This window comes from Methylocystis sp., assembly GCF_051061225.1.
In the GTDB taxonomy this organism is placed as follows: Bacteria; Pseudomonadota; Alphaproteobacteria; order Rhizobiales; family Beijerinckiaceae; genus Methylocystis.
In genome coordinates this window covers 87,850-106,944 of record NZ_JBPFEB010000028.1, presented here as the reverse complement: position 1 = coordinate 106,944, position 19,095 = coordinate 87,850, and the positions used below count along the sequence as shown (strand labels likewise).

Genomic DNA, 19,095 nt, shown 5'->3' with positions numbered 1-19,095 from the left:
CAAGATACTTCTCATGCCTGCGTCAAGCGGCATCGAAAACGAGGAGCGAGACACCGCGATGTCAAACATCAATAACAATAGCAACAGCAATTGGCGGCTGCCACAAAGCCCCGACCCGCACGCGAGTCAAACCCTCGGCGTCATGACGAGAATTGACGCGACACCCTATTGCCCGACCATCGGCGCGTCGTCGCGTCCGGCCGATGTCATTGGCCCGCTGACTGGGCCGCAAGCGGACTATGACAACAAGCTGGGCAGGATTTTCGGGAGCGTATCAGGCTCCTTGCCACCCCCCGGGGCGCAAATGGAACAGCCGAAGGAGGCGCTTCCCTTCGAAGAATGGTACGATAGTATTTGGAACGATTCACCGCCGCACGCGCAGACGGGTGACCAGGCAAAGGCTGAAAATCAGTCCCTCATCGCCTCGCATCTCATCAGCAACGCTTCCACCACGACCGTTGACATACCGATTCGGCGGCCGCTCCAACCGGGCACATACAAGCGCGGGCCTCTGAATGTGCGACCCATCAGCAATAAAAATGCGCTGTTGCGAAACCCGCATCTGAAGCTGCATGCGCGTGTTCTCGATCCCTATTTCCAATGGCGGGTATCGTCTCCCGACACTCAGCCGAGCAGCCGCCATCCTGCTCGCAAGGATGACCTCTCCCACGATCACACATCAAGCTTGGAAAGCAGCAGTTGCGATGACAGTGCGCTGACCTCGGAAAGCGACAGCGACCAAATTCCGGCGCAAGTGGCTCATGAGCAAGGCAGAGCGGAATTCCTGGCGCCCGATCCCATTGGCGTGCGTATGAGCAATTCCACGACACCGCCCGGCGATGATTTCCCGCTCCCCGATCCTATCCCTTCGCGGCCACAGCCGACGGCGGCGACGACAGCCAATAATCGGGATCTGGTTGATCGCCATTCCGTTCAGCCGGAGGCGCGGACGCACCCGTCAGCGCTTCAACCGGCGCAGAATTTGCGCGACTTGCAAGTCAACGCGACCCCGCGACCAACGCCTGCAATCATCGATCCGCAGTTCGATTTCATTGCCATGCAGATGCCCGCTCCTATCAAGCTCCTCGCAGGCCGCAAGGTCCGCCTGGGCCCTGAAAACTATGCCGAGGTACACGGTCTCAACCACGATCCGTCAGAAATCCCCGCGTTCCGCGAGCTTTCTGCCTCGGCGCAAGAGGTTGTTCACGCAAAACTCAATCTCCTGCGCAATAAAGAAACATATAAAAAGAGCACCCGCTATCTCGACACTGAAAATCACGCGGCAATCTACTTCATCTACGCCAACTACAAGACATCCATAGCACAACTGGCCAGCGTATTTGGCATAGCCCACGCTAGCGTACGGGCCACCATCATGAGGTCTGATATGGCGCGAGATTGGGGATAATCCGGCTCCCTCGAGAGTTTTATGAATAACCGTGGCGGCCGACCCGCCGCCTCCGGGCCACTCCCGCGCTGAAGGGCTCACGCCCTTCAGCTCACCCGCTGAGCGCCGCCTTCACCGCCGCGCTGGCCTTGGCGAAATCCATGCGGCCGGTATATTTCGCCTTGAGCGCGGCCACGACCTTGCCCATGTCCTTGATCGACGCCGCTCCCGCTTCCGCGATCGCCGCCTTCACCGCCTCGGCGACCTCGGCCTCGGAGAGTTGTTGCGGCAGATAGGCGGAAATGACGGCGATCTCGCTCTTTTCCTTGTCGGCGAGATCGACGCGGCCCGCCTTCTCAAAAATATCGAGGGATTCCTGACGACTCTTGATCATCTTCTGGAGCAGGGCGAGGAGATCGTCCCCGGTGAGCGTCTTGCCGGCGCCGCGCGCCTCAATGTCCTTGTCCTTCAGGGCGGCGTTGATGAGCCGCAGGGCGTCGACCTTGGCGCGGTCGCCGGCCTTCATGGCGTCCTTGAGGTCCTGTGTGATCTTCTCGCGCATGGGACTTTCTTGGGGTTTCCATTTCGGGGGCGGATGGAGTACATCCGACAGGCTGAAATTCTCGCGTCAGGACCGGGCTGATCCCCGGCCCTCCATGCCGGGCGGCTGCAACGCTCCCGGCGATCAGGCGAACGCATCCTGAGGGTGGGCGCCCGCGTCACGCGGGGCATGACGCGCGGGCGGGCGGCTGTCAATAGCGGCCCATGATGGCAGCCCATGACGGAACGCAGACGGACGGGAACATGAGCCTCGAACAGGACAATGGCTGGACGAAGCCGACGCACACCGGCATTCTGGTGCTCGCGAGCGGCGAAGTGATTGAGGGCTTTGGGCTCGGGGCGGTTGGCGAGGCCGTTGGCGAGGTCTGCTTCAACACGGCCATGACCGGCTATCAGGAGATTTTGACCGACCCCTCCTACGCCGCCCAGATCGTGACCTTCACCTTCCCCCACATCGGCAATGTGGGCGCGAATGAGGAGGACATCGAGACGGTCGACATGGCGAAAAGCGCCGGCGCGGTCGGGGCGATCTTTGGCCAGCCGGTCACCGAGCCCTCGAACTTCCGAGCCGAATCGACGCTTGCCGACTGGCTGGCGAAGCGCGGGATCGTCGCCCTGCACGGGATCGACACCCGCGCGCTGACCGCGCTGATCCGCGAGCGCGGCATGCAGAACGCGGTCATCGCCTACGCCCCCGACGGCAAATTCGACATCGCCGCGCTCAAGGCGAAGGCGGCCGCCTGGCCGGGCATCGACGGCATGGACCTCGTCCCCTCGGTGGGCTCGAAAGAGGGCTATGACTGGAAGGAGACCCCCTGGCGTCTGGGCGCCGGCTACGGCGCCCGCGAGGGTCAGGCCAAGTATCGGGTCGTCGCCATCGATTATGGCGTGAAGCGCAACATCCTGCGCCTGCTGGCCGATCAGGGCTGCGAGGTGATCGTCGCCCCGGCGACGGCGACCAGCGCCCAGATTCTGGCGCTCAAGCCCGACGGCGTCTTCCTCTCCAATGGCCCCGGCGACCCCGCCGAGACGGGCAAATATGCGACGCCCGTGATCCGCGACCTGCTCGCCGCGAAGGTGCCGACCTTCGGCATCTGTCTCGGCCATCAGATGATGGCGCTGGCTGTCGGGGCGAAGACCAGGAAAATGCCGCAGGGGCACCATGGCGCGAACCACCCGGTGAAGGATTTCACCACCGGCAAGGTGGAGATCGTGTCGATGAATCACGGGTTCGCGGTGGACCGCGACAGCCTGCCGGCCAACGCCGTGGAGACGCATCGCTCGCTGTTCGACGGCTCGAATTGCGGCATCGCCCTGACCGATCGCCCGGCCTTCTCGGTGCAGCATCATCCGGAGGCCTCGCCCGGCCCCCAGGACAGCCATTACCTCTTCCGCCGCTTCATCGAGATGATGGAGAAGGCGAAGGCGGCCTGATCGCCCTCCAAAAAGCAAACGGGGCCGCGCAAGGCGGCCCCGCTGCATTGTCCGTCGGCCTGAGGCTAGAAGCCTGCCGTCTGATCGGTTCCGCGATTGGTCGACCCGGCCGAGGAGCCGATTCCCGTGCCGCCCTCTTCCCAATAGGGCCGCGAGCCGAAATGCTGATGCAGGCGGGACTCCCAGTCACGGTCTGTCCAGCTCTGCTCATTATACTCGGGCGCGTTCTTGAGCTGCTCTTCGGAGATGTTCGTCACATAGCCGCCCAGATTGGTGTCGTATTTGAACGCCTTCCACGGGAGCGGATGCTCGCCTTCGCCAATCCCGAGGAAGCCGCCAAACGTCATGATGGCGTAGCGCACCATGCCCGAGACCTTGTCGATCATCAGATGGTCGATCTGGCCGATCTTGTTGCCGGAGGGATCATAGACGGCCGTGCCTTCAACGTTCTCGCTGGAGATCAGATTGCCGCTCTGCGTCGCCATTCCCATCGTCGCCTCCTGAAAGCGAATGAGGAACCTGTCCGGTTCGCTGAGCCCTGTGAACAAATCTTCGCCGCAAATGTTCCCGGCGCGGCTGCCCGAAGGGGGCGAGCGGCTTGAAAAAGGCGGAAAAGCGCGTGCGGTCGGCGAGGTCGTCAACTTTCGCGGCGACGCGAAAACAGCTATTTGAACGCGGCGCGCAGGCCGCAGGCAGGAAAGGCGTTCATGGGGTCGCAATTCACGGTCGGCTGGGAAGTCCTCGAGATCATCTGGATCAATATCCTGCTCTCCGGCGACAACGCCATCCTCATCGCCCTGGCGTGCCGGGGCCTGCCGGTCCGGCAAAGGCGCTGGGGGGTCTTCCTCGGCGCGCTGGGCGGCGTCGTTCTGCGCGTCGTCTTCACGCTGCTTGTCGTGCAGATGATGGGCATTCCCTATCTGAAGGCGTTCGGCTCGCTCCTGCTGCTGTTCGTCGCGGTGAAGCTGCTCGTCGACGAGACGGAACACTCGGACGTCAAGGCGAAACCAAATCTGATGGGCGCCGTCGTCTCGATCATCATGGCGGACGCCGTCATGTCCCTCGACAATGTGCTCGCCATCGCGGCGGCGGCGCGCGAGTCGACGCATCTGATTGTCTTCGGCCTCGCGCTCTCCGTGCCCATCGTCATGTTTGGCGCGGGCTTCCTGCTGAAAGTTCTGGAGCGTTTCCCGGTGCTGGTCTGGGCGGGCGCCGGCCTGCTCGGCTGGGTCGCGGGAGAGATGGCGGGGGGAGACGCGGTGCTGCTCGAAAGACTGCCCGGGGTCGATCACGCGACGCTGGAGCACGCGTTGTCCATTGGCGGCGCGGCGATCGTGCTGGCGATCGCCTTCGCCATGCAGGTCTATCGGCAGTGGCGCGAAGATCAGCGAGACGCCTGAGCGCACAGCTTTCGGTTCAACTTTTGGCCCGCTCACAGTCATGCCCGGCCTGAGGCCGGGCATGGACGCCGCAAGAACATCCAATCGACAAATCGAATTCAGGCAGACCAGCCCTGAAATACTTTCAGGCTGCCCATTGTGGTTTCAAAAATCTACTCTATCTTAAGAACATCGGGTTTCGGCCAGACGATCTTGCTTACTTTCTCGCCTCTGGCGCGTCGGCTTTGTGACTTCCTCTCCAGAACATCGATCTTGGCGACGGCTCTGGAGCCGCCGCGCAACTGCTCCTGGAAAGGACATCCCATGCAGATTGGCGTCGTGAAATGGTTCAACGCGAACAAGGGCTTCGGATTCATTCAGCCGGATGCCGGCGGGGCGGACGTGTTCGTCCACGCGAGCGCGATTGAACGCGCGGGACTTCCCACGCTCGTCGAAGGCCAGAAGGTCGGCTTCGAGCTGATGGTCGACAAGCGCAGCGGCAAGACCTCCGCAGAGTCGCTGCAGCTTCAGAGCTGATCTTTCGCCTTTGGGCCGACCGCGGATGTACCGGCGGCCGGGCGAGGAAAAGGGGTGGCGGCAGCCTTGGCGCCGCCGCCGCCAAACGCGATTCTTCGAAAGAGGCGGCAAATGAGCGACTACATCGATGCGCGAGAGCGCTTTCGCCGGGCGAGGACCGTGAGCGGCCCGACCCACAAGTTCGACGTCGGCGCCCATGTCGCTTACAAGGCCGGTCCTTCCGCCGAGCGGAGCTATTTCCGGGTGACCCGGCGGCTCCCGGATGGGGGTCAGGGCCTTCAATACCGAATTCGTTCCGATCGCGACGGTCAGGAGCGCGTCTGCACGGAGAGCGCGCTCGAACGCGCCACCTGAGGCCAGCGCAGAAAGCGGAGGCGGTCATGGATGCGAACGACTATCTGCACGAAGCGTCGCTCTTTTACGCCAAAAGCACGAATTCGAAGCGGAAGGCGCTTGTCTTCCGTCGATTCGCGAGAGCCGCCGAGGCGATCCGCTTTGCCGTGGAGGAGCTGACGCCCAAACTGCTGGAGAGCTGCACGCTCGAAGTCAATGAGGCGCTCTATCGCGGTCGCGAAATCCGCCCCCTCTACGACGACCCTTTTTTCCCCGTCGCCGCAAAGGCGGCCGTGCTTCCTCCGTCAGGGGCGGCCGAGACGGCGTCCGGGAAATAACCCCGCCGCGAGTGGGCAAGAGAGTCACCTGAGATGATCGCGCAAGGGGTGCCCAGCTTCGCTTCAGCCGCGTGGTGGTCGGAACACCCCACGACTGACCTCGTCGTTGTGCACGCAATCCTCGCCCTCGCATCCGATTTCCGCACGCCAGAAGAGATCTGGCTCTCGCCCACGGTGGACGAATGGCGGCAGGTTGCGGAACTCGCCGCCCTCTACAGTGACGATGGCGCTTTCGCCGTAGCTGGCGAACAACTTGCCTGGCAGATTCTGTCGAGAGTTGTGCGCGGGGACTGTCCGCGCTTCGAAGATCCCGCCGCGAGCTGAGCGGGATCGGGGGCCGCAGCCTCAGCCGCGCATGCCCTGCTTGGCGATTGGCTGCTGCGGATCGAGCTGCAACGCCCGCTGATAGGTTTCCTGCGCCTTGGCGCGATTGCCGCTCTTGTCATAGGCGAGGCCGAGCCAGGCCCAGGCCAGCGCGCTCTTGTTGTCGACGTTCAGCGCGGCGTTGAAGTCCTCGATCGCCTTGTCATATTTGCCGAGCGCGACAAGGCTCTCGCCGCGGGCCTGATAGGGCGCCGCCGCGAAGGGGTCGCGGTCGATGGCGTTGTCGAAATCCGTGACCGCGCGCGCATGGTCGCCATGCTTCTGATGGATCAGGCCGCGCGCGTGAAACGCCTGCGCGTTCTCCGGATTCAGGCGGATCGCCGTGTCCAGATCCTGCTGCGCCTGGTCCAGATTTCCCTGCGCGCGAAGCAGATTCGCGCGGCCCACATAGGCGGGGGCGTGATTCGGATTGGCCTGGATGGCGCGGTCGAAATCCGCGCGCGCCGCCTCGTTCTGTCCAACCTGCCGATTCGCGAGCGCCCGATTCGTATAGGCGGCGGCGTTATTGGGGTCGATCTTGGCGGCCTGCGTGAAATCGCCGATCGCTTCCGGGAAACTGCCGATCCGGGCGTAAGCGACGCCGCGCGTATTATAGGCCTCGGCGCTCGACGGATTGCGCTTGATGACCTCGGTGAGCGATTCGATGTTGGCCGAAGCCGCCTTCGGGTCCGTATCCGCGATTTCCGCAATGCCGCGCCCGGCCGGTCGTATGCCGGTCGCCGTCTCGCAGCTCGCGAGGATCAGCGCGGAGAGTGCGACGCCGCCGACAGCAAGCCAGCGCCCACGGAGAGGAAACAAGCAGCCAACCGACGTCCCCGTGAGGCGGAAGACCATGCCTGAAATCCTCTCGACCCTACAAGTTCCGATCAGCACGTCCTCTGCCGCCGCCTTGATGAAAAAAGCGTTTACGCGACGACAGAAAAGTGGTTCCGGCCGATCAGCGGCCGGTGGGCTTGGCCTTCATCGGCAGAAGACCCTCGCGCTGCATCTTCTTGCGGGCGAGCTTGCGGGCGCGGCGCACGGCCTCGGCCTTCTCGCGGGCGCGCTTCTCGGACGGTTTCTCGTAATGGCCGCGCAGCTTCATTTCGCGGAAGATGCCTTCGCGCTGCATCTTCTTCTTCAGCGCCTTCAGAGCCTGATCGACATTGTTGTCGCGAACGAGAACTTGCACGAAACCATCCTGCTTTCTGTGGGCAGCCTTGTCGGCGGTCCGGAATTGGGAATAGGTCGCCGGGCGCTGACGGAGCGCCTGACCCGTAGTTGGGGAGATAGCAGACTCCCCGCCCACTGTCCATGCCCGAGCCGCGAAAATACAGGCCAGCGCCCGCGAAAGCCCAAGGCTCTTGTGCCGGCGCAGCGTTACATTATAACGTCTCCATGACCAACGCGACCACGCACACCCACCGGCGCGCTCACGCTCACGGCGGCGCCGATTCGGGACACCCGCAGGCGCACGGGCATGTCCAAGGGCATATTCATGTCCGGCCACGGCCCGCTTCGCTGCTGGAAGCCTCGGCGGGCGCCCGTCTCGGCATGGTTGCGCTTCTCGTCGCCCTGCTCTGGGGTGGCGTCTGGTGGGCTCTTCATTGAGCGCCGCCGCGTCGGGGCCGATCCGGCTCGTCAATCTGACGCTTGGCTACGACCGGCGCCCGGCCGTGCATCATCTCGAGGGCGAGATTGCGCCGGGGGCGACGCTTGCGGTCTGCGGACCCAATGGCGCGGGCAAATCGACTCTCCTCAAGGCTCTGGCCGGCCTTCTGGCGCCCCTCGGCGGCCGAATCGAGCGCGACGGCGCGACGGCCCGCGACGTCGCCTATTTGCCGCAGCTTCCCGACGTCGACCGCTCTTTCCCGATCAATGTGCGCGACTTCATCGCCATGGGCGCCATGCGGCGGCTGGGCCTCTTCGGCCGTGCCGACGCGGCCGAGCGCGCCCGCGCCGCAGCCGCGCTCGAGCGGGTCGGCATGGCGGGCATGGAGGAACGCCCGATCGAGACGCTTTCCGGCGGGCAGATGCAGCGCATTCTGTTCGCGCGGCTGATCGTGCAGGATCAGCGCGTGATTCTGCTCGACGAGCCCTTCGGCGCCATCGACGAGGCGACGACGGACGACCTGCTGGCGTTGATCGCGCACTGGCGCTCCGAAGGGCGCACGGTGATCGCCGTGCTGCATGAGCTCGACCTCGCCCGTCGCGCCTTTCCGCACACCTTGCTGCTCGCCCGCGAGCCCATCGCCTGGTGCGCGACCCGCGAGGCGCTCTGTGCGGAGAATCTGGGCCGCGCGCGCGCCATGTCCGAGGCTTATGACCGGGAAGCGCGCGAATGTCTGCGCGACGAGGACGCGCCGCATGTTCACTGAGGTCTTTGTCGCGCCCTTTCTCGACTATGAATTCATGCGCCGCGCGCTTGTCGGCGCGCTGGCGCTGGCGGTGTCCGGCGCGCCGCTCGGCGTCTTCCTCATCCTGCGGCGCATGTCGCTTGCGGGCGACGCTCTCTCCCACGCGGTTCTGCCGGGCGCCGCCATCGGCTATCTGGTCGCGGGCCTGTCGCTTCCGGCCATGACCTTCGGCGGGCTGATCGCCGGCCTCGTCGTCGCCATCGCCACGGGCGCCGCCTCGCGCTTCACCACGCTGCGCGAGGACGCCTCGCTCGCCGCCTTCTATCTGGTTTCGCTGGCGCTCGGCGTGACGCTGGTCTCGCTGCGCGGCTCCAGCGTCGATCTGTTGCATGTGCTGTTCGGCTCGGTCTTCGGGCTCGACGACGCCGCGCTCATCATGCTCGCAAGCGTCTCGACCCTCACCCTCGTCCTGCTCGCGGTCTTCTATCGCGCGCTGGTGATGGACACGCTGGACCCGCTGTTCCTGCGCCAGACCACGCCGCTCGGCGAGTTCGTCCCCTTCCTGTTCCTCAGCCTCGTGGTCCTCAATCTCGTCGCCGGGTTTCAGGCTCTCGGCACGCTGATGGCGGTGGGGCTCATCATGCTGCCCGCCGCCGCCGCGCGGCTGTGGACGCATGACCTCGCCGCCGCTCTGCCGCTGGCGGCGGCCATCGCCGCGCTCTGCGCCTATGGCGGGCTGGTCTTTTCCAACGAGACCGGCGCGCCGACCGGTCCGGCCATCATTCTCGCGGCGGGCCTCGTCTATTTGGTTTCGCTCATATTCGGACGCGCCGGCGGCGCGCTGCGCCTCAAGCGGCCGCGCCGGCATCTGGAAGGATGATCGTCATGCTGACCCGCCGCGCCAGTCTCGCGCTCCTTGTCGCCGCCTGCGCGGCCCCTGCCCGCGCGCAGGCTGAGAAACTGCCCGTTGTGGCGACCTTCTCGATCCTCGGCGATCTCGTCGCCCAGGTGGGCGGCGACCGGGTCGACGTGACGACGCTCGTCGGGCCGGACGGCGACGCCCATGTCTATCAGCCGACCACCGCGGACGCCCGCCGGATCGCGCAGGCGAAGCTCATTTTCGTCAACGGGCTCGGCTTCGAGGGCTGGCTGGAGCGCCTGATCGCCGCCGCCAGGAGCAAGGGCGCCGTCATCACGCTCGGCAAGGGCGTGGCCGCCCGCCCCGGCGAGGACGGCGCCGACCCGCACGCCTGGCAGGACGTCGCCAACACCAAGATCTACGTCGCGGAAATCCGTGACGCCCTCGCCGGCGCCGACCCGGCCGGCGCCGAAGCCTACAGGGCGCGCGCCGACGCCTGTCTGGCCCGCCTCGACGCGCTCGACGCGGAGATCGTCAAGGCGCTCGACGCCATTCCGAAGGAGCGCCGCCGCGTCGTCTCGACCCATGACGCATTCGGCTATTTCTCGGCGCGCTACGGGGTGGAGTTCATCGCGCCGCAGGGCGTCTCGACCGAGGCCGAGGCCAGCGCCCGCGACATCGCCCGCATCATCCAGTCCGTGAAGCAGAACAAGGTGGGCGCGGTGTTTCTGGAAAACGTCTCCGATCCGCGCCTCGCCCGGCGCATCGCCGCCGAGACCGGCGCCCGCATGGGCGGCACGCTCTATTCCGACGCCCTGTCCGGGCCGGGGGAGGACGGATCGAATTATATCGACATGATGCGCCACAATGTTAGAGAATTGACCAAAGCCCTCACGCCGTGAGGCCCCCTCCCCACCCCTCCCCCGCTGCGCGGGAGAGGGAGCAGATTGCAGCCTTCATCAGCATGGCCGATCGTGACCGTCCCCTCTGCCGCTAAAGCCCGACGAAAGACGGGAGTCGTTACGAGAGTCAGGGAGGGCGCGACGCCATTGGAGCACGAGACTTGAGCGACAAAATCCCCGTGACCGTCATCACCGGCTATCTCGGCGCCGGCAAGACGACTCTCCTCAACCGCATTCTGACCGAGCAGCACGGACGCCGCTACGCCGTCATCGTCAATGAATTCGGCGAAATCGGCATTGACAACGACCTCGTCGTCGGCGCCGACGAGGAAGTCTTCGAGATGAACAACGGCTGCATCTGCTGCACCGTGCGCGGCGATCTCATCCGCATCATCGAGGGGCTGATGCGCCGGCGCGGCAAATTCGACGCGATCATCGTCGAAACCACCGGGCTCGCCGATCCCGCGCCCGTCGCCCAGACGTTCTTCGTCGACGCCGACGTGCGCGACGCCGCGCGGCTCGACGCCGTGGTGACGCTCGCCGACGCCAAATGGCTGAGCGAGCGGCTGAAGGACGCGCCCGAAGCCAAGACGCAGATCGCCTTCGCGGACGTGATCATTCTCAACAAGACGGACCTCGTCACGCCCGAGGAGCTGGAGGAGGTGGAGGCGCGCATTCGTGGCATCAACCCCTATGCGACGCTGCATCGCGCGGTGAAAGCCGATGTGCCGCTGAAGGCGGTGCTGGAGCGCAACGCCTTCGACCTGGACCGCATCCTGCAAATCGAGCCGAACTTCCTCTCGGCCGAGGAGCATGATCATGATCATGATCATCATCACCACGATCATGGCCATCATCACCATGATCACGATCATGACCACGCCTGCGGTCCGGACTGCGGCCACGACCACCATGACCATCACCACCACGACCACGACGACCATGGTCATCTGAAAGCCATCCACGACACGGAGATGCAGTCGATCTCCATCCGCCATCCCGGCGAGGTCGACCCCGAGCGCTTCATCCCCTGGCTGAACGAGCTGGTGCAGGCGGAGGGCCCGGACATTCTGCGCTGCAAGGGGATCGTGGCCTTCCGGAACGAACCGCGCCGCTTCGTTTTCCAGGGCGTGCACATGATTCTCGACGGCGACCTTCAGCGCGAATGGAAGGACGGCGAGCCGCGCGAGTCGCGCCTCGTCTTCATCGGCCGCAAGCTGAAGGAGGACGTCATTCGCGGCGGCTTCGAGAAGGTCGTCTCGTAAACGTCCAGATCCGACCCTGCTCCCCCTCTCGCAAAGCGGGGGAGCGCGGGGGGCTTTCTTCAACCGAAAAGACCGCCGGATCAATGAAAAAGGCCGCGAGCGACAGCCGCGGCCTGAGGTGGCGAAACGTTTTCGTTGGCGCGGCAGAGCCTGCTCAGGGCGCGTTGCGCATGGCGAGCCCCACGCCCACCCAGCCCATGCCGGAAAAGAAGAGGTCCGCGCCGAGAAAGACGCCGATGACCCAGAGGCTGGAACTCGGCCACTGCGCGAGAATCAGCGCGCCGACGACAAGGGTGAGGATCGACGAGAACACCAGAAAACCCTTCGCCCCGCCGCTCGGCAACTGCACCGAGACGAAGGTGCGCACCACGCCGGAGGCCACGAGGCTGGCGCCGATGAGCAGAGTCAGGAAGGTCGCCGCGAGCAGCGGATTGCGGACGACGAGGGCGCCCGCGAGAATATAGAAGCCGCCCATGACGAGCATCCAGAAGAAGTGGCCCCAGGTGCGCATCGCAAAGCCATGGAACACTTCCGCGAAGCCGGCGACGATCATGGCGACGCCGACGAACAGAATCGTGGTCGCGGTCGTCAGCACGACCGTGCTCAGGGCGAAGCCGCCCACCAGCGCGAGCAGCGCGCCAAAGGCGACCGTCCAGCCCCAGTTCTTCTTGAGCGCCTCATAACCGGGCAGCGTCTGCGCATAATCGTTCAAATAAGTCATTGAACACTCCATCGGTTGGCCCCGGCGTGAAAGACGCGCGGGGCATTGCCACACAAACGAAGGGACGGGCGTTCGGGTGTCAAGGCTGGCGCTGGCCGTTTTGAGCGTCAGCGCCGTCAGTTTCGCATGAGCGGATTGGGCGTTGGCTCGCCGATCTTGACCAGGGAGCTGCGGTCGGTGTGCAGAAAGGGCTCGGCCGCGCCGCGAATGCGCAGCGTGGTGACCTGCTCGTAGCTCCAGCCGCCGTCGTCGTCGATCGTGATCCTGACGCGCCAGCTTTCGGTTCTGAAGGCCTCGTCGAGAAAGGGATTGGCGCAGATCCCGTAATGGGTCTCCCCCCGCTTTGCTTCGATCTCGAACGTTCTGGCGTCGGGCGCCGCCCTGCCCGCCGCCATGGCGATTTGCCCGCGCGGGATGGCGAGGGTCTGCATGATGGTTTGGGTCGCAGGCTCCCAAAGCCAGTAGCCGATCTGGTCGTGATAGGTCTCGACCTCGCCGGGCTTCACGATGTGCTGATGATAGCGCAGTCCGTAGAGGAGCTGCGGGCCGTTGGTCTGCGGGTCGATGGGATGGAGCTCGATATGGTCGATATAGGCTTGCGTCTGCGGGCCGTCGGCCTTGGGATTGACGTCGAGCCCCCTGGTCCCGCGCCAGACGCCGGCCATGGGCCGCAGCGGCCCCAGATTCCTCAGCGTGTCGGCGTCGACGTCAGCCGGCTCCGTGAAGATGTCCTGATAATAGCGATCCATCCGACTCTCCCCGCATGCTCGCGAGCGGCTCGCCGCCTCTCCATGCATGATGAAACTAGGCAGGAAAGCGGAGCGCGTCCATCCAAGGCTCAGACAACCGCGCGCACGGCCCGGATGAATCTGACAATGCGACCGATGCCCCTGCGGTCGAGTTCCGACAGGTCGCGCCGCGCGGCTGCTTCTCCGTCCTCGAACATCACGATCTGCCACGCGCCCCCGTCGATCTGCTCGACCCACCCCCGCCGTTCGAGCGACTGGAGCTTTCGGCGCACGGTCTGTCTGGGAATGGCGGTGACGTCGGAGATTCGCGACGCGGTGATGGGCGCGTCGTTTCGGCCCTGCTCCTCGGCGCGCAGACGGACCTGGCCGACGATGGCCAGCACCAGCATCTCCTGCAGATCGCCGTTGAACGCGACGGAGGTCTCGGCGAGATGCTCGGCGAAAAACTGCACGAAATGGTACTGCAGCGCCAGATACTGATCGCGTGTGAGTTCTTCCACCCTCGGCCCCTCCTGCGGCGGAACTCTATAGATGGCTCTGTCAAAGACAAGGCCGAGGCCCCGCCTCCGCGGCCTTGTGTCGGCGCCGGTTCCGCGTAGACTCCGCGACGGCGGTCCGACTCGGGCCGCCTTTTCTCATTGAGACTCGGGGAGCCATTCATGAAGCTTCGTTATCTTGTCCTCGCCGGCGCCGCGCTGGCCGCCCAGGCCGCGTCCGCCGACGACAACAAGAAGCCCGTCTCCAACTGGACCTGCGAGGAGTTTCTCGCGGTCGAGGGCGATTTCCAGCCGAAGGTCGTCTACTGGGCGACCGCGAAGAGCAAGACCGGCAAGCCGGGCTCCATCGTGGATATCGAAGGCACGGAGAAAGTCGTGCCGATGGTCATCGACGACTGCAAGAAGACGCCGAGCGACTCCTTCATGACCAAGGTGAAGAACGCCTGGAAGGCGATCGAGGCGGACGTCAAGGCCGACGTCAAAAAGATCAAGGAAAAGATCTGAAAAAACCCGCCGCCGTCAGTGCGGGGAGCGCTGCGAGGAAGATGCTCGCAATGACGGCGGCGGCGAGACCTGCTTTTATTCGTAGCTGATGATCTCGCGCTCTCCGGCATGGACGGCCGCCTGCCGGGCGGCGTCGCCCGTCTTGCGGCAGGCGAGGAAACGCGGGCGACGGCGGCGCACCGAAGAGGCGCCCCGGCGCGGCGCGGGGCGCGCCGCCGGAAGCGGGAGATCCATATCGGCGACGCCCCCCTCCTCGGTCGGCGCGAGGCGCGGCAGGCCAAGCCAGTCGGCCCAATCGGCCCAGGCGCCGGTGGCGATGTCCTCGTCCTCCACCTCGGCCAGCACGACGTCCAGGTCGCGATCGCGGTGCGCGAGCGACAGGCGGTAGCACGGCTCGCCGGTCTCGGCGGCGACGAGATCGAGCAACACCCCCTGATAGGCCGGGACGGGCACGCTGATCCGCATCTTCACGCCGCCGAAGCGCCGGGAGATGAGAATGTCGCTGCTGGTCACGCGGACCCGGCGCGCCCCGCCGTCCGCGCGCCAGTCGCGCTGCACCAGAACCGCTTCATCCGCGCGCGCATGGCTGGCCTCGAACATGATCCCTCTCCTCTGCCCTGGGGTCTGTCTTTCTTTGATGAGGCCATCCTGCCGCGCCAGCTCCGGCGAAGTTGCTAACGAGCACGGTAAAAATCGCATAAACCATTGCATTCGCGCACGTATCGCGCTCATAAGGTGAAGCGGTCGCAAATGCGGTCGTTCAAATTGTGCGTAATTCGCGCCCCGGACCGGCTTGCGGGCGCGCGACGCCTCCCCTACTGCTTTCACGATGCCCCTCGCCGAATCCGATCTGTCCGCCTTTTTGTCGCGCCTCGAAGCGGTCGCGCGCGAGGCTGGCGACATCGCCATGACCTTCTTCCGGCCCGGCGCGCGCACGGCGGCGGCCATTTCCTACAAGGGCGGCGGCTCGCCCGTGACCGAAGCCGATTTCGCCGTGGACCGCTTTCTTTTCGAGGAGATGCGCCTCCTGGCGCCGCAGGCCGGCTGGCTTTCGGAGGAAACGGCCGACAGCGAGGCCAGGCTGTCGCGCGAGGACCTCGTCATCGTCGACCCCATCGACGGCACCCACGCCTTCACCCGGGGCGATGAGCGCTGGGCGGTCTCCATCGCCCTCGTCGAGGGCGGCCGGCCCGTGGCGGGGGTCGTCCACGCCCCCGCGCGGGGCGAGACCTTCACCGCCGCGCGCGGTCAGGGCGCCTTTCTCAACGGCGCCCGCCTCGCGCCGCCGGAGCTGAGTTCGCTCGCGGGAGCCCGTGTGATCGCGCCCCGTCCGCTCCACGAGCGCATCGCCCATCTGCCGCAGAACATCGGCCTTGCCCCGCGCACGCCCTCGCTCGCCCTGCGGCTCGTGGACATTGCCGTGGGCCGCCACGATCTCGTCATCTCCTCGCCCAACGCCCGCGATTGGGATATCGCCGCCGCCGACCTGATTCTGGAGGAGGCGGGGGTCGCGCTGGCCGAGGTCGAGGGCGGCGCGCTGACCTATAATCGCCGCTCGTCCAAACGCGGCATGCTGGTTGCTGCGCCCAAACCGTTCATCGAGGAAACCCTCGCCATCGCCCGGACCGTGTCGAAAGGAATCAGCTGGTCATGACCAAACACGCGGCGCCCGCCAAAAAGGAAAAGCAGCTTCTGCATCTCGTCTTCGGCGGCGAACTCGAGACGCTCGACGGCGCGACCTTCCGCGATCCGTCGAAGCTCGACATTGTCGGCGTCTATCCGGACAATGACAGCGCCGTCGCCGCCTGGAAGGCGAAGGCGCAATCAACGGTGGACAACGCGCATATGCGCTACTTCGTCGTGCATCTCTACAAGCTGCTCGACCCCGCGCACGACAAGCTCTGACGCCGCGACCGCGCGCCCGCCTCGAATCGCGAAAGCGGGCGAGGCCATGGCCAACGGTCAGGCGCGCTCGATCGACAGCGCGCGGCCGTCATGTCCGGTCACGCGGGCGTCGATCATGAGCCCAGCCGCCGTCTCGGGCGTGCGGGCGAGCGTGAAATCCGCCGCCCGCGCCATTCCGCCGCGCTCCGTGAGCAGGCGAAGAGTCTTCCCGATCCGCCCCTGCAAATGACGCGCGAGCGCCCTGTCGCCAAGGGCGCGCAGCCGCGCCGCGCGCTCCTTCGCGACCTCGCGCGGAACCTGCGGCATACGCGCCGCCGGCGTTCCGGGGCGCGGCGAAAAGGGGAAGACATGCAGATGCGTCAACCCGCACTCGTCGACCAGCGCGAGCGTTTGCGCGAACATCTCCTCCGTTTCGGTCGGAAAGCCTGCGATGAAATCGGCGCCGAAGACGATGTCCGGCCGCGCCGCGCGCATGGCGTCGCAGACGCGGATGGCGTCGGCGCGCAAATGCCGCCGCTTCATGCGCTTGAGAATGAGATCGTCGCCCGCCTGAAGCGAGAGATGCAGATGCGGGCAGAGCCGCTCGTCCTCGCGCAGCGCGACGATGAGGTCGTCGTCCGCCTCGATGCAATCGATCGAGGACAGGCGCAGGCGCGCAAGGTCCTTCACCTCGCGCAGCAGCAGCCGCGCCAGCCCGCCGAGCCGCAGGCCGTCGGCGTCGTAGCTCGTCAGATCGACCCCGGTGAGCACGATTTCCTGCTTGCCGCTCTCGACCAGCGCGCGCGCCTGCGCGACGACCTCGCGCGGCGGCGCGGAACGTGAGGCGCCGCGCCCGGCGGGGATGATGCAGAAGGTGCAGCCATGATCGCAGCCGTTTTGCACGGCGAGGAAGCCGCGCGTGCCTTCCGACGCGGCAAGGGCGCGGTTCGGCGGCTGTTCGGCGATGACGCGCGCCACGCCGTCCATGGCCGCGAATCCTTGCGGGTCGATACGCGCGGCGCAACCCGCGACGACGATGCGCGCCTCCGGCCGTTCGCGATGCAGGCGGCGGATCGCCTGCCGGGCCTGCCGCGTCGCCTCGCTGGTGACGGCGCAGGTGTTGACGACAACCGTCGTCCCCTCGTCGCCGTGCTGGCGCGCCAGCTCCTCGGAGTCGACCATGTTGAGCCGGCAGCCGAAGGTGAGAACCTCCGCCTTCTGCCCGAGCGCGCTCACGCGTCCACGCCCTCGAACAGCGCGGCGGTCAGGCGGGTCTCGAACTCGAATTCGACCGGTCCGGTCATCATGACGTGATCGTCCGCGCGCCAGTCGATCGTCAGCTCGCCGCCCGGCAGCGCGACCCGCGCGCGCCGCTCGGTCCGTCCCGCGCGGGCGCCGGCGACGACCGTGGCGCAGGCCGCCGAGCCGCAGGCTTTGGTCGCGCCCGTTCCACGCTCCCATACGCGCAGCAGGATGTCGTCGGGCGCGACGATCTGCGCGAAGGAAATATTGGCGCGCTCGGGAAACAGCGGATGATGTTCGAGCGCCGGCCCCAGGGTTTCGAGGGGAATCGCCAAGGCGTCCGGCACAAAAAAGACCGCATGGGGATTGCCCATGCTGACGGCCGAGAACTGCGCGGGCGCGCCCGCGACCGGCGGCTCCAGCGCGACGGATCGCGTGTCCGCCGCGCGCGAGAGCGGAATCTCGCGCCAGTCGAGCTTCGGACGGCCCATGTCGACCGTGAACTGCGTCTCCGCCTCGCGCTGCGTCTCGATGCGGCCGGCGTCGGTTTCGAGCGACAGCCGCTCCCTGCCCTCGCGCGCCAGCGCCCAGGCGACGCAGCGCGTGCCATTGCCGCAGGCGCCCGACAGCGAGCCGTCGACATTATAGATGCGCATGAAGGCGTCGTCGCCGGCCGCGCGCGGATCGTGCAGGGCCATGAGCTGATCGAAGCGCAGACCCGGCGCGGCGGCGATGGCGCGCGCCTCCCGGGGCGCGAGCACATGGTCGAGCCCGCGCAGATCCAGAACCAGAATTTCATTGCCCGCGCCGTTCATGCGCAGAATGGGGCGATTGTCGAGCGGATGCGGCATCAGCGTTCCCGGGATGATTGCGTCGTATATAAAGGCAGCGCCGCGCCGACGCCACTTTGCGGCGCCCGACGCCTGTCGCAATTTCCCGGCAAGAAGACGTTTGATTCGGCGCGCGCGAAGGGACGCATCAGGTCATGGACGAGGAAACGGGGCTGATTGACAGGCTGCGGCGCCATTGGCCGGCGGCAGCGATTGTCGCGCTGCTTGTCGCCACGGCGGGCGTCATCGCGGAAAGGCGCCTGTTCTCCGGCGCCAGGGACGAGGCCGGGACGCCGCCCGCAAGTGCGCCGGCCACGCCCGAGTCGAAGCCCGGGGCCAAGGATGAAGCGGCTCCGCCTCCGGCGCCTGACGCATCCGCCGCGGTGGCGAGCGAGACGGTCATGGTCGACGCCCGCCCGGCGGCGGTGCTGAAGGGCCAGGGCAAATGGGAGGGCGCGGCCAAGACGCTCTCCGACGCCATCGCGAAACTCAACGCCGCCGTCGCCAAGGCGGGCCTGACCGTGAACGGCCGCACCATCGCTGTCTTCACCAAGACCGACGACAACGGCTTCACCTTCGAGGCCATGGCCCCGCTGGCGACCGCGCCGGAAGGAAAACCCAGGCTCTCCGACGGAGTCGAGATCGGGGCGTCGCCCTCGGGCAAGGCGATGAAATTCCAACATCGCGGCTCCTATGATGAAATAGACGCCACCTATGAGGCCATCGCCGCCTATCTCGATGAAAAGGGCCTGGATACGAAAGACATGATCATTGAGGAATACCTCAATGATTTCAAAGGTGAGGACGCGGAAGTCGACGTCGACATCTATGTGTTCCTGAAATAGCGGATGACTGGCGGGGGGCGCGTCCCGTCATTTGCGCCCTCGCCTCCATTGCTCAGGTCTCGCGAAATCGGCTAATCAGCGCCCGATAGGCGAAACCGGGCGACTGGG

At 65.9% G+C, this 19,095-nt stretch carries 26 protein-coding genes and 1 pseudogene; 17 read left to right on the top strand and 10 right to left on the bottom strand.

Annotated features, from left to right (window positions below; all coding sequences use genetic code 11):
• Positions 1-58: 58 nt before the first annotated feature.
• On the top strand, positions 59-1,408 hold the full coding sequence (locus ACR652_RS06190) for a hypothetical protein (protein WP_434505647.1): 1,350 nt from the start codon (positions 59-61) through the stop codon (positions 1,406-1,408).
• Positions 1,409-1,499: 91 nt separating this feature from the next.
• Here the strand turns inward: ACR652_RS06190 and ACR652_RS06185 are convergent, their stop codons facing one another.
• The gene (locus tag ACR652_RS06185; RefSeq protein ID WP_434505646.1) at positions 1,500-1,949 is read right to left on the bottom strand and encodes a GatB/YqeY domain-containing protein; all 450 of its coding nucleotides are present in this window, start codon (positions 1,947-1,949) and stop codon (positions 1,500-1,502) included.
• A 242-nt stretch (positions 1,950-2,191) separates the two neighbouring features.
• On the opposite strand from ACR652_RS06185, the gene carA reads away from it, so the two are divergent.
• The gene (gene carA / locus ACR652_RS06180; RefSeq protein WP_434505756.1) at positions 2,192-3,382 is read left to right on the top strand and encodes a glutamine-hydrolyzing carbamoyl-phosphate synthase small subunit; all 1,191 of its coding nucleotides are present in this window, start codon (positions 2,192-2,194) and stop codon (positions 3,380-3,382) included.
• Positions 3,383-3,447: 65 nt separating this feature from the next.
• Here carA and ACR652_RS06175 read toward each other — a convergent pair whose 3' ends face one another.
• Positions 3,448-3,873, bottom strand: coding sequence for a PRC-barrel domain-containing protein (locus ACR652_RS06175; protein ID WP_434505645.1), 426 nt, complete (start codon positions 3,871-3,873; stop codon positions 3,448-3,450).
• A gap of 19 nt (positions 3,874-3,892) precedes the next feature.
• Between ACR652_RS06175 and ACR652_RS06170 the strand changes: the two genes are divergently transcribed.
• The 6 genes from ACR652_RS06170 to ACR652_RS06145 all read left to right on the top strand — a co-directional run bounded on the left by ACR652_RS06170 (position 3,893) and on the right by ACR652_RS06145 (position 6,293).
• Complete coding sequence (locus ACR652_RS06170; RefSeq protein WP_434505644.1) at positions 3,893-4,054, top strand: hypothetical protein; 162 nt, start codon at positions 3,893-3,895, stop codon at positions 4,052-4,054.
• A 35-nt stretch (positions 4,055-4,089) separates the two neighbouring features.
• Positions 4,090-4,782 carry a TerC family protein gene (locus tag ACR652_RS06165; protein ID WP_434505643.1) on the top strand — a complete coding sequence of 231 codons (693 nt, stop codon included), beginning with the start codon at positions 4,090-4,092 and terminating at the stop codon, positions 4,780-4,782.
• A 303-nt stretch (positions 4,783-5,085) separates the two neighbouring features.
• Positions 5,086-5,298 (top strand): cold-shock protein, encoded by a 213-nt coding sequence (locus ACR652_RS06160; protein ID WP_434505755.1) that lies wholly within the window; start codon positions 5,086-5,088, stop codon positions 5,296-5,298.
• A gap of 111 nt (positions 5,299-5,409) precedes the next feature.
• Positions 5,410-5,652: a hypothetical protein gene (locus ACR652_RS06155; RefSeq protein ID WP_434505642.1), complete on the top strand. Its 243-nt coding sequence runs from the start codon at positions 5,410-5,412 to the stop codon at positions 5,650-5,652.
• Positions 5,653-5,678: 26 nt separating this feature from the next.
• The gene (locus tag ACR652_RS06150; protein ID WP_434505641.1) at positions 5,679-5,969 is read left to right on the top strand and encodes a hypothetical protein; all 291 of its coding nucleotides are present in this window, start codon (positions 5,679-5,681) and stop codon (positions 5,967-5,969) included.
• Between the two features lie 33 nt (positions 5,970-6,002).
• Positions 6,003-6,293, top strand: a complete 291-nt coding sequence (locus tag ACR652_RS06145; RefSeq protein ID WP_434505640.1) for a hypothetical protein — start codon at positions 6,003-6,005, stop codon at positions 6,291-6,293.
• A 21-nt stretch (positions 6,294-6,314) separates the two neighbouring features.
• On the opposite strand, the gene ACR652_RS06140 is transcribed toward ACR652_RS06145, so the two are convergent.
• Positions 6,315-7,187, bottom strand: coding sequence for a tetratricopeptide repeat protein (locus tag ACR652_RS06140; RefSeq protein WP_434505639.1), 873 nt, complete (start codon positions 7,185-7,187; stop codon positions 6,315-6,317).
• 115 nt (positions 7,188-7,302) lie between these two features.
• Positions 7,303-7,524 (bottom strand): annotated as a pseudogene (gene rpsU, locus ACR652_RS06135) (30S ribosomal protein S21); the annotation flags it as partial.
• Between the two features lie 206 nt (positions 7,525-7,730).
• Between rpsU and ACR652_RS06130 the strand changes: the two are divergent.
• The 5 genes from ACR652_RS06130 to ACR652_RS06110 all read left to right on the top strand — a co-directional run bounded on the left by ACR652_RS06130 (position 7,731) and on the right by ACR652_RS06110 (position 11,715).
• Positions 7,731-7,943, top strand: coding sequence for a hypothetical protein (locus ACR652_RS06130; protein ID WP_434505638.1), 213 nt, complete (start codon positions 7,731-7,733; stop codon positions 7,941-7,943).
• Complete coding sequence (locus tag ACR652_RS06125) at positions 7,928-8,710, top strand: metal ABC transporter ATP-binding protein (RefSeq protein ID WP_434505637.1); 783 nt, start codon at positions 7,928-7,930, stop codon at positions 8,708-8,710. The genes ACR652_RS06130 and ACR652_RS06125 overlap by 16 nt, the downstream gene beginning before the upstream one ends.
• Positions 8,700-9,569 (top strand): metal ABC transporter permease, encoded by an 870-nt coding sequence (locus tag ACR652_RS06120; RefSeq protein ID WP_434505636.1) that lies wholly within the window; start codon positions 8,700-8,702, stop codon positions 9,567-9,569. The genes ACR652_RS06125 and ACR652_RS06120 overlap by 11 nt, the downstream gene beginning before the upstream one ends.
• A 5-nt stretch (positions 9,570-9,574) precedes the next feature.
• A complete protein-coding gene (locus tag ACR652_RS06115) occupies positions 9,575-10,450 on the top strand; it encodes a metal ABC transporter substrate-binding protein (protein ID WP_434505635.1) in 876 nt (291 codons plus the stop codon).
• Positions 10,451-10,611: 161 nt separating this feature from the next.
• A complete protein-coding gene (locus ACR652_RS06110) occupies positions 10,612-11,715 on the top strand; it encodes a CobW family GTP-binding protein (protein ID WP_434505634.1) in 1,104 nt (367 codons plus the stop codon).
• A gap of 154 nt (positions 11,716-11,869) precedes the next feature.
• Here the strand turns inward: ACR652_RS06110 and ACR652_RS06105 are convergent, their stop codons facing one another.
• The 3 genes from ACR652_RS06105 to ACR652_RS06095 form a co-directional block, all read right to left on the bottom strand.
• Positions 11,870-12,436 carry an HdeD family acid-resistance protein gene (locus tag ACR652_RS06105; protein WP_434505633.1) on the bottom strand — a complete coding sequence of 189 codons (567 nt, stop codon included), beginning with the start codon at positions 12,434-12,436 and terminating at the stop codon, positions 11,870-11,872.
• Positions 12,437-12,552: 116 nt separating this feature from the next.
• Entirely contained in the window at positions 12,553-13,185 is a 633-nt protein-coding gene (locus tag ACR652_RS06100; RefSeq protein ID WP_434505632.1) for an FABP family protein, read from the bottom strand.
• An 89-nt stretch (positions 13,186-13,274) separates the two neighbouring features.
• Positions 13,275-13,685 carry a helix-turn-helix domain-containing protein gene (locus ACR652_RS06095; RefSeq protein ID WP_434505631.1) on the bottom strand — a complete coding sequence of 137 codons (411 nt, stop codon included), beginning with the start codon at positions 13,683-13,685 and terminating at the stop codon, positions 13,275-13,277.
• Positions 13,686-13,844: 159 nt separating this feature from the next.
• Here ACR652_RS06095 and hdeA point away from each other — a divergent pair, with 159 nt between their 5' ends.
• Entirely contained in the window at positions 13,845-14,186 is a 342-nt protein-coding gene (gene hdeA / locus ACR652_RS06090; RefSeq protein WP_434505630.1) for an acid-activated periplasmic chaperone HdeA, read from the top strand.
• A gap of 75 nt (positions 14,187-14,261) precedes the next feature.
• Here the strand turns inward: hdeA and ACR652_RS06085 are convergent, their stop codons facing one another.
• Entirely contained in the window at positions 14,262-14,786 is a 525-nt protein-coding gene (locus tag ACR652_RS06085; protein ID WP_434505629.1) for a DUF6101 family protein, read from the bottom strand.
• A 229-nt stretch (positions 14,787-15,015) separates the two neighbouring features.
• Between ACR652_RS06085 and ACR652_RS06080 the strand changes: the two genes are divergently transcribed.
• On the top strand, positions 15,016-15,840 hold the full coding sequence (locus ACR652_RS06080) for an inositol monophosphatase family protein (RefSeq protein WP_434505628.1): 825 nt from the start codon (positions 15,016-15,018) through the stop codon (positions 15,838-15,840).
• Positions 15,837-16,091 carry a DUF4170 domain-containing protein gene (locus tag ACR652_RS06075; protein WP_434505627.1) on the top strand — a complete coding sequence of 85 codons (255 nt, stop codon included), beginning with the start codon at positions 15,837-15,839 and terminating at the stop codon, positions 16,089-16,091. The genes ACR652_RS06080 and ACR652_RS06075 overlap by 4 nt, the downstream gene beginning before the upstream one ends.
• A 57-nt stretch (positions 16,092-16,148) precedes the next feature.
• Here the strand turns inward: ACR652_RS06075 and ACR652_RS06070 are convergent, their stop codons facing one another.
• On the bottom strand, positions 16,149-17,306 hold the full coding sequence (locus tag ACR652_RS06070) for a MiaB/RimO family radical SAM methylthiotransferase (RefSeq protein WP_434505626.1): 1,158 nt from the start codon (positions 17,304-17,306) through the stop codon (positions 16,149-16,151).
• Complete coding sequence (gene dapF / locus ACR652_RS06065; RefSeq protein ID WP_434505625.1) at positions 17,303-18,163, bottom strand: diaminopimelate epimerase; 861 nt, start codon at positions 18,161-18,163, stop codon at positions 17,303-17,305. Before dapF ends, ACR652_RS06070 begins: the two co-directional genes overlap by 4 nt.
• Before the next feature lie 134 nt (positions 18,164-18,297).
• Here dapF and ACR652_RS06060 point away from each other — a divergent pair, with 134 nt between their 5' ends.
• Positions 18,298-18,987 (top strand): GyrI-like domain-containing protein, encoded by a 690-nt coding sequence (locus ACR652_RS06060; protein WP_434505624.1) that lies wholly within the window; start codon positions 18,298-18,300, stop codon positions 18,985-18,987.
• Positions 18,988-19,095: the final 108 nt, after the last annotated feature.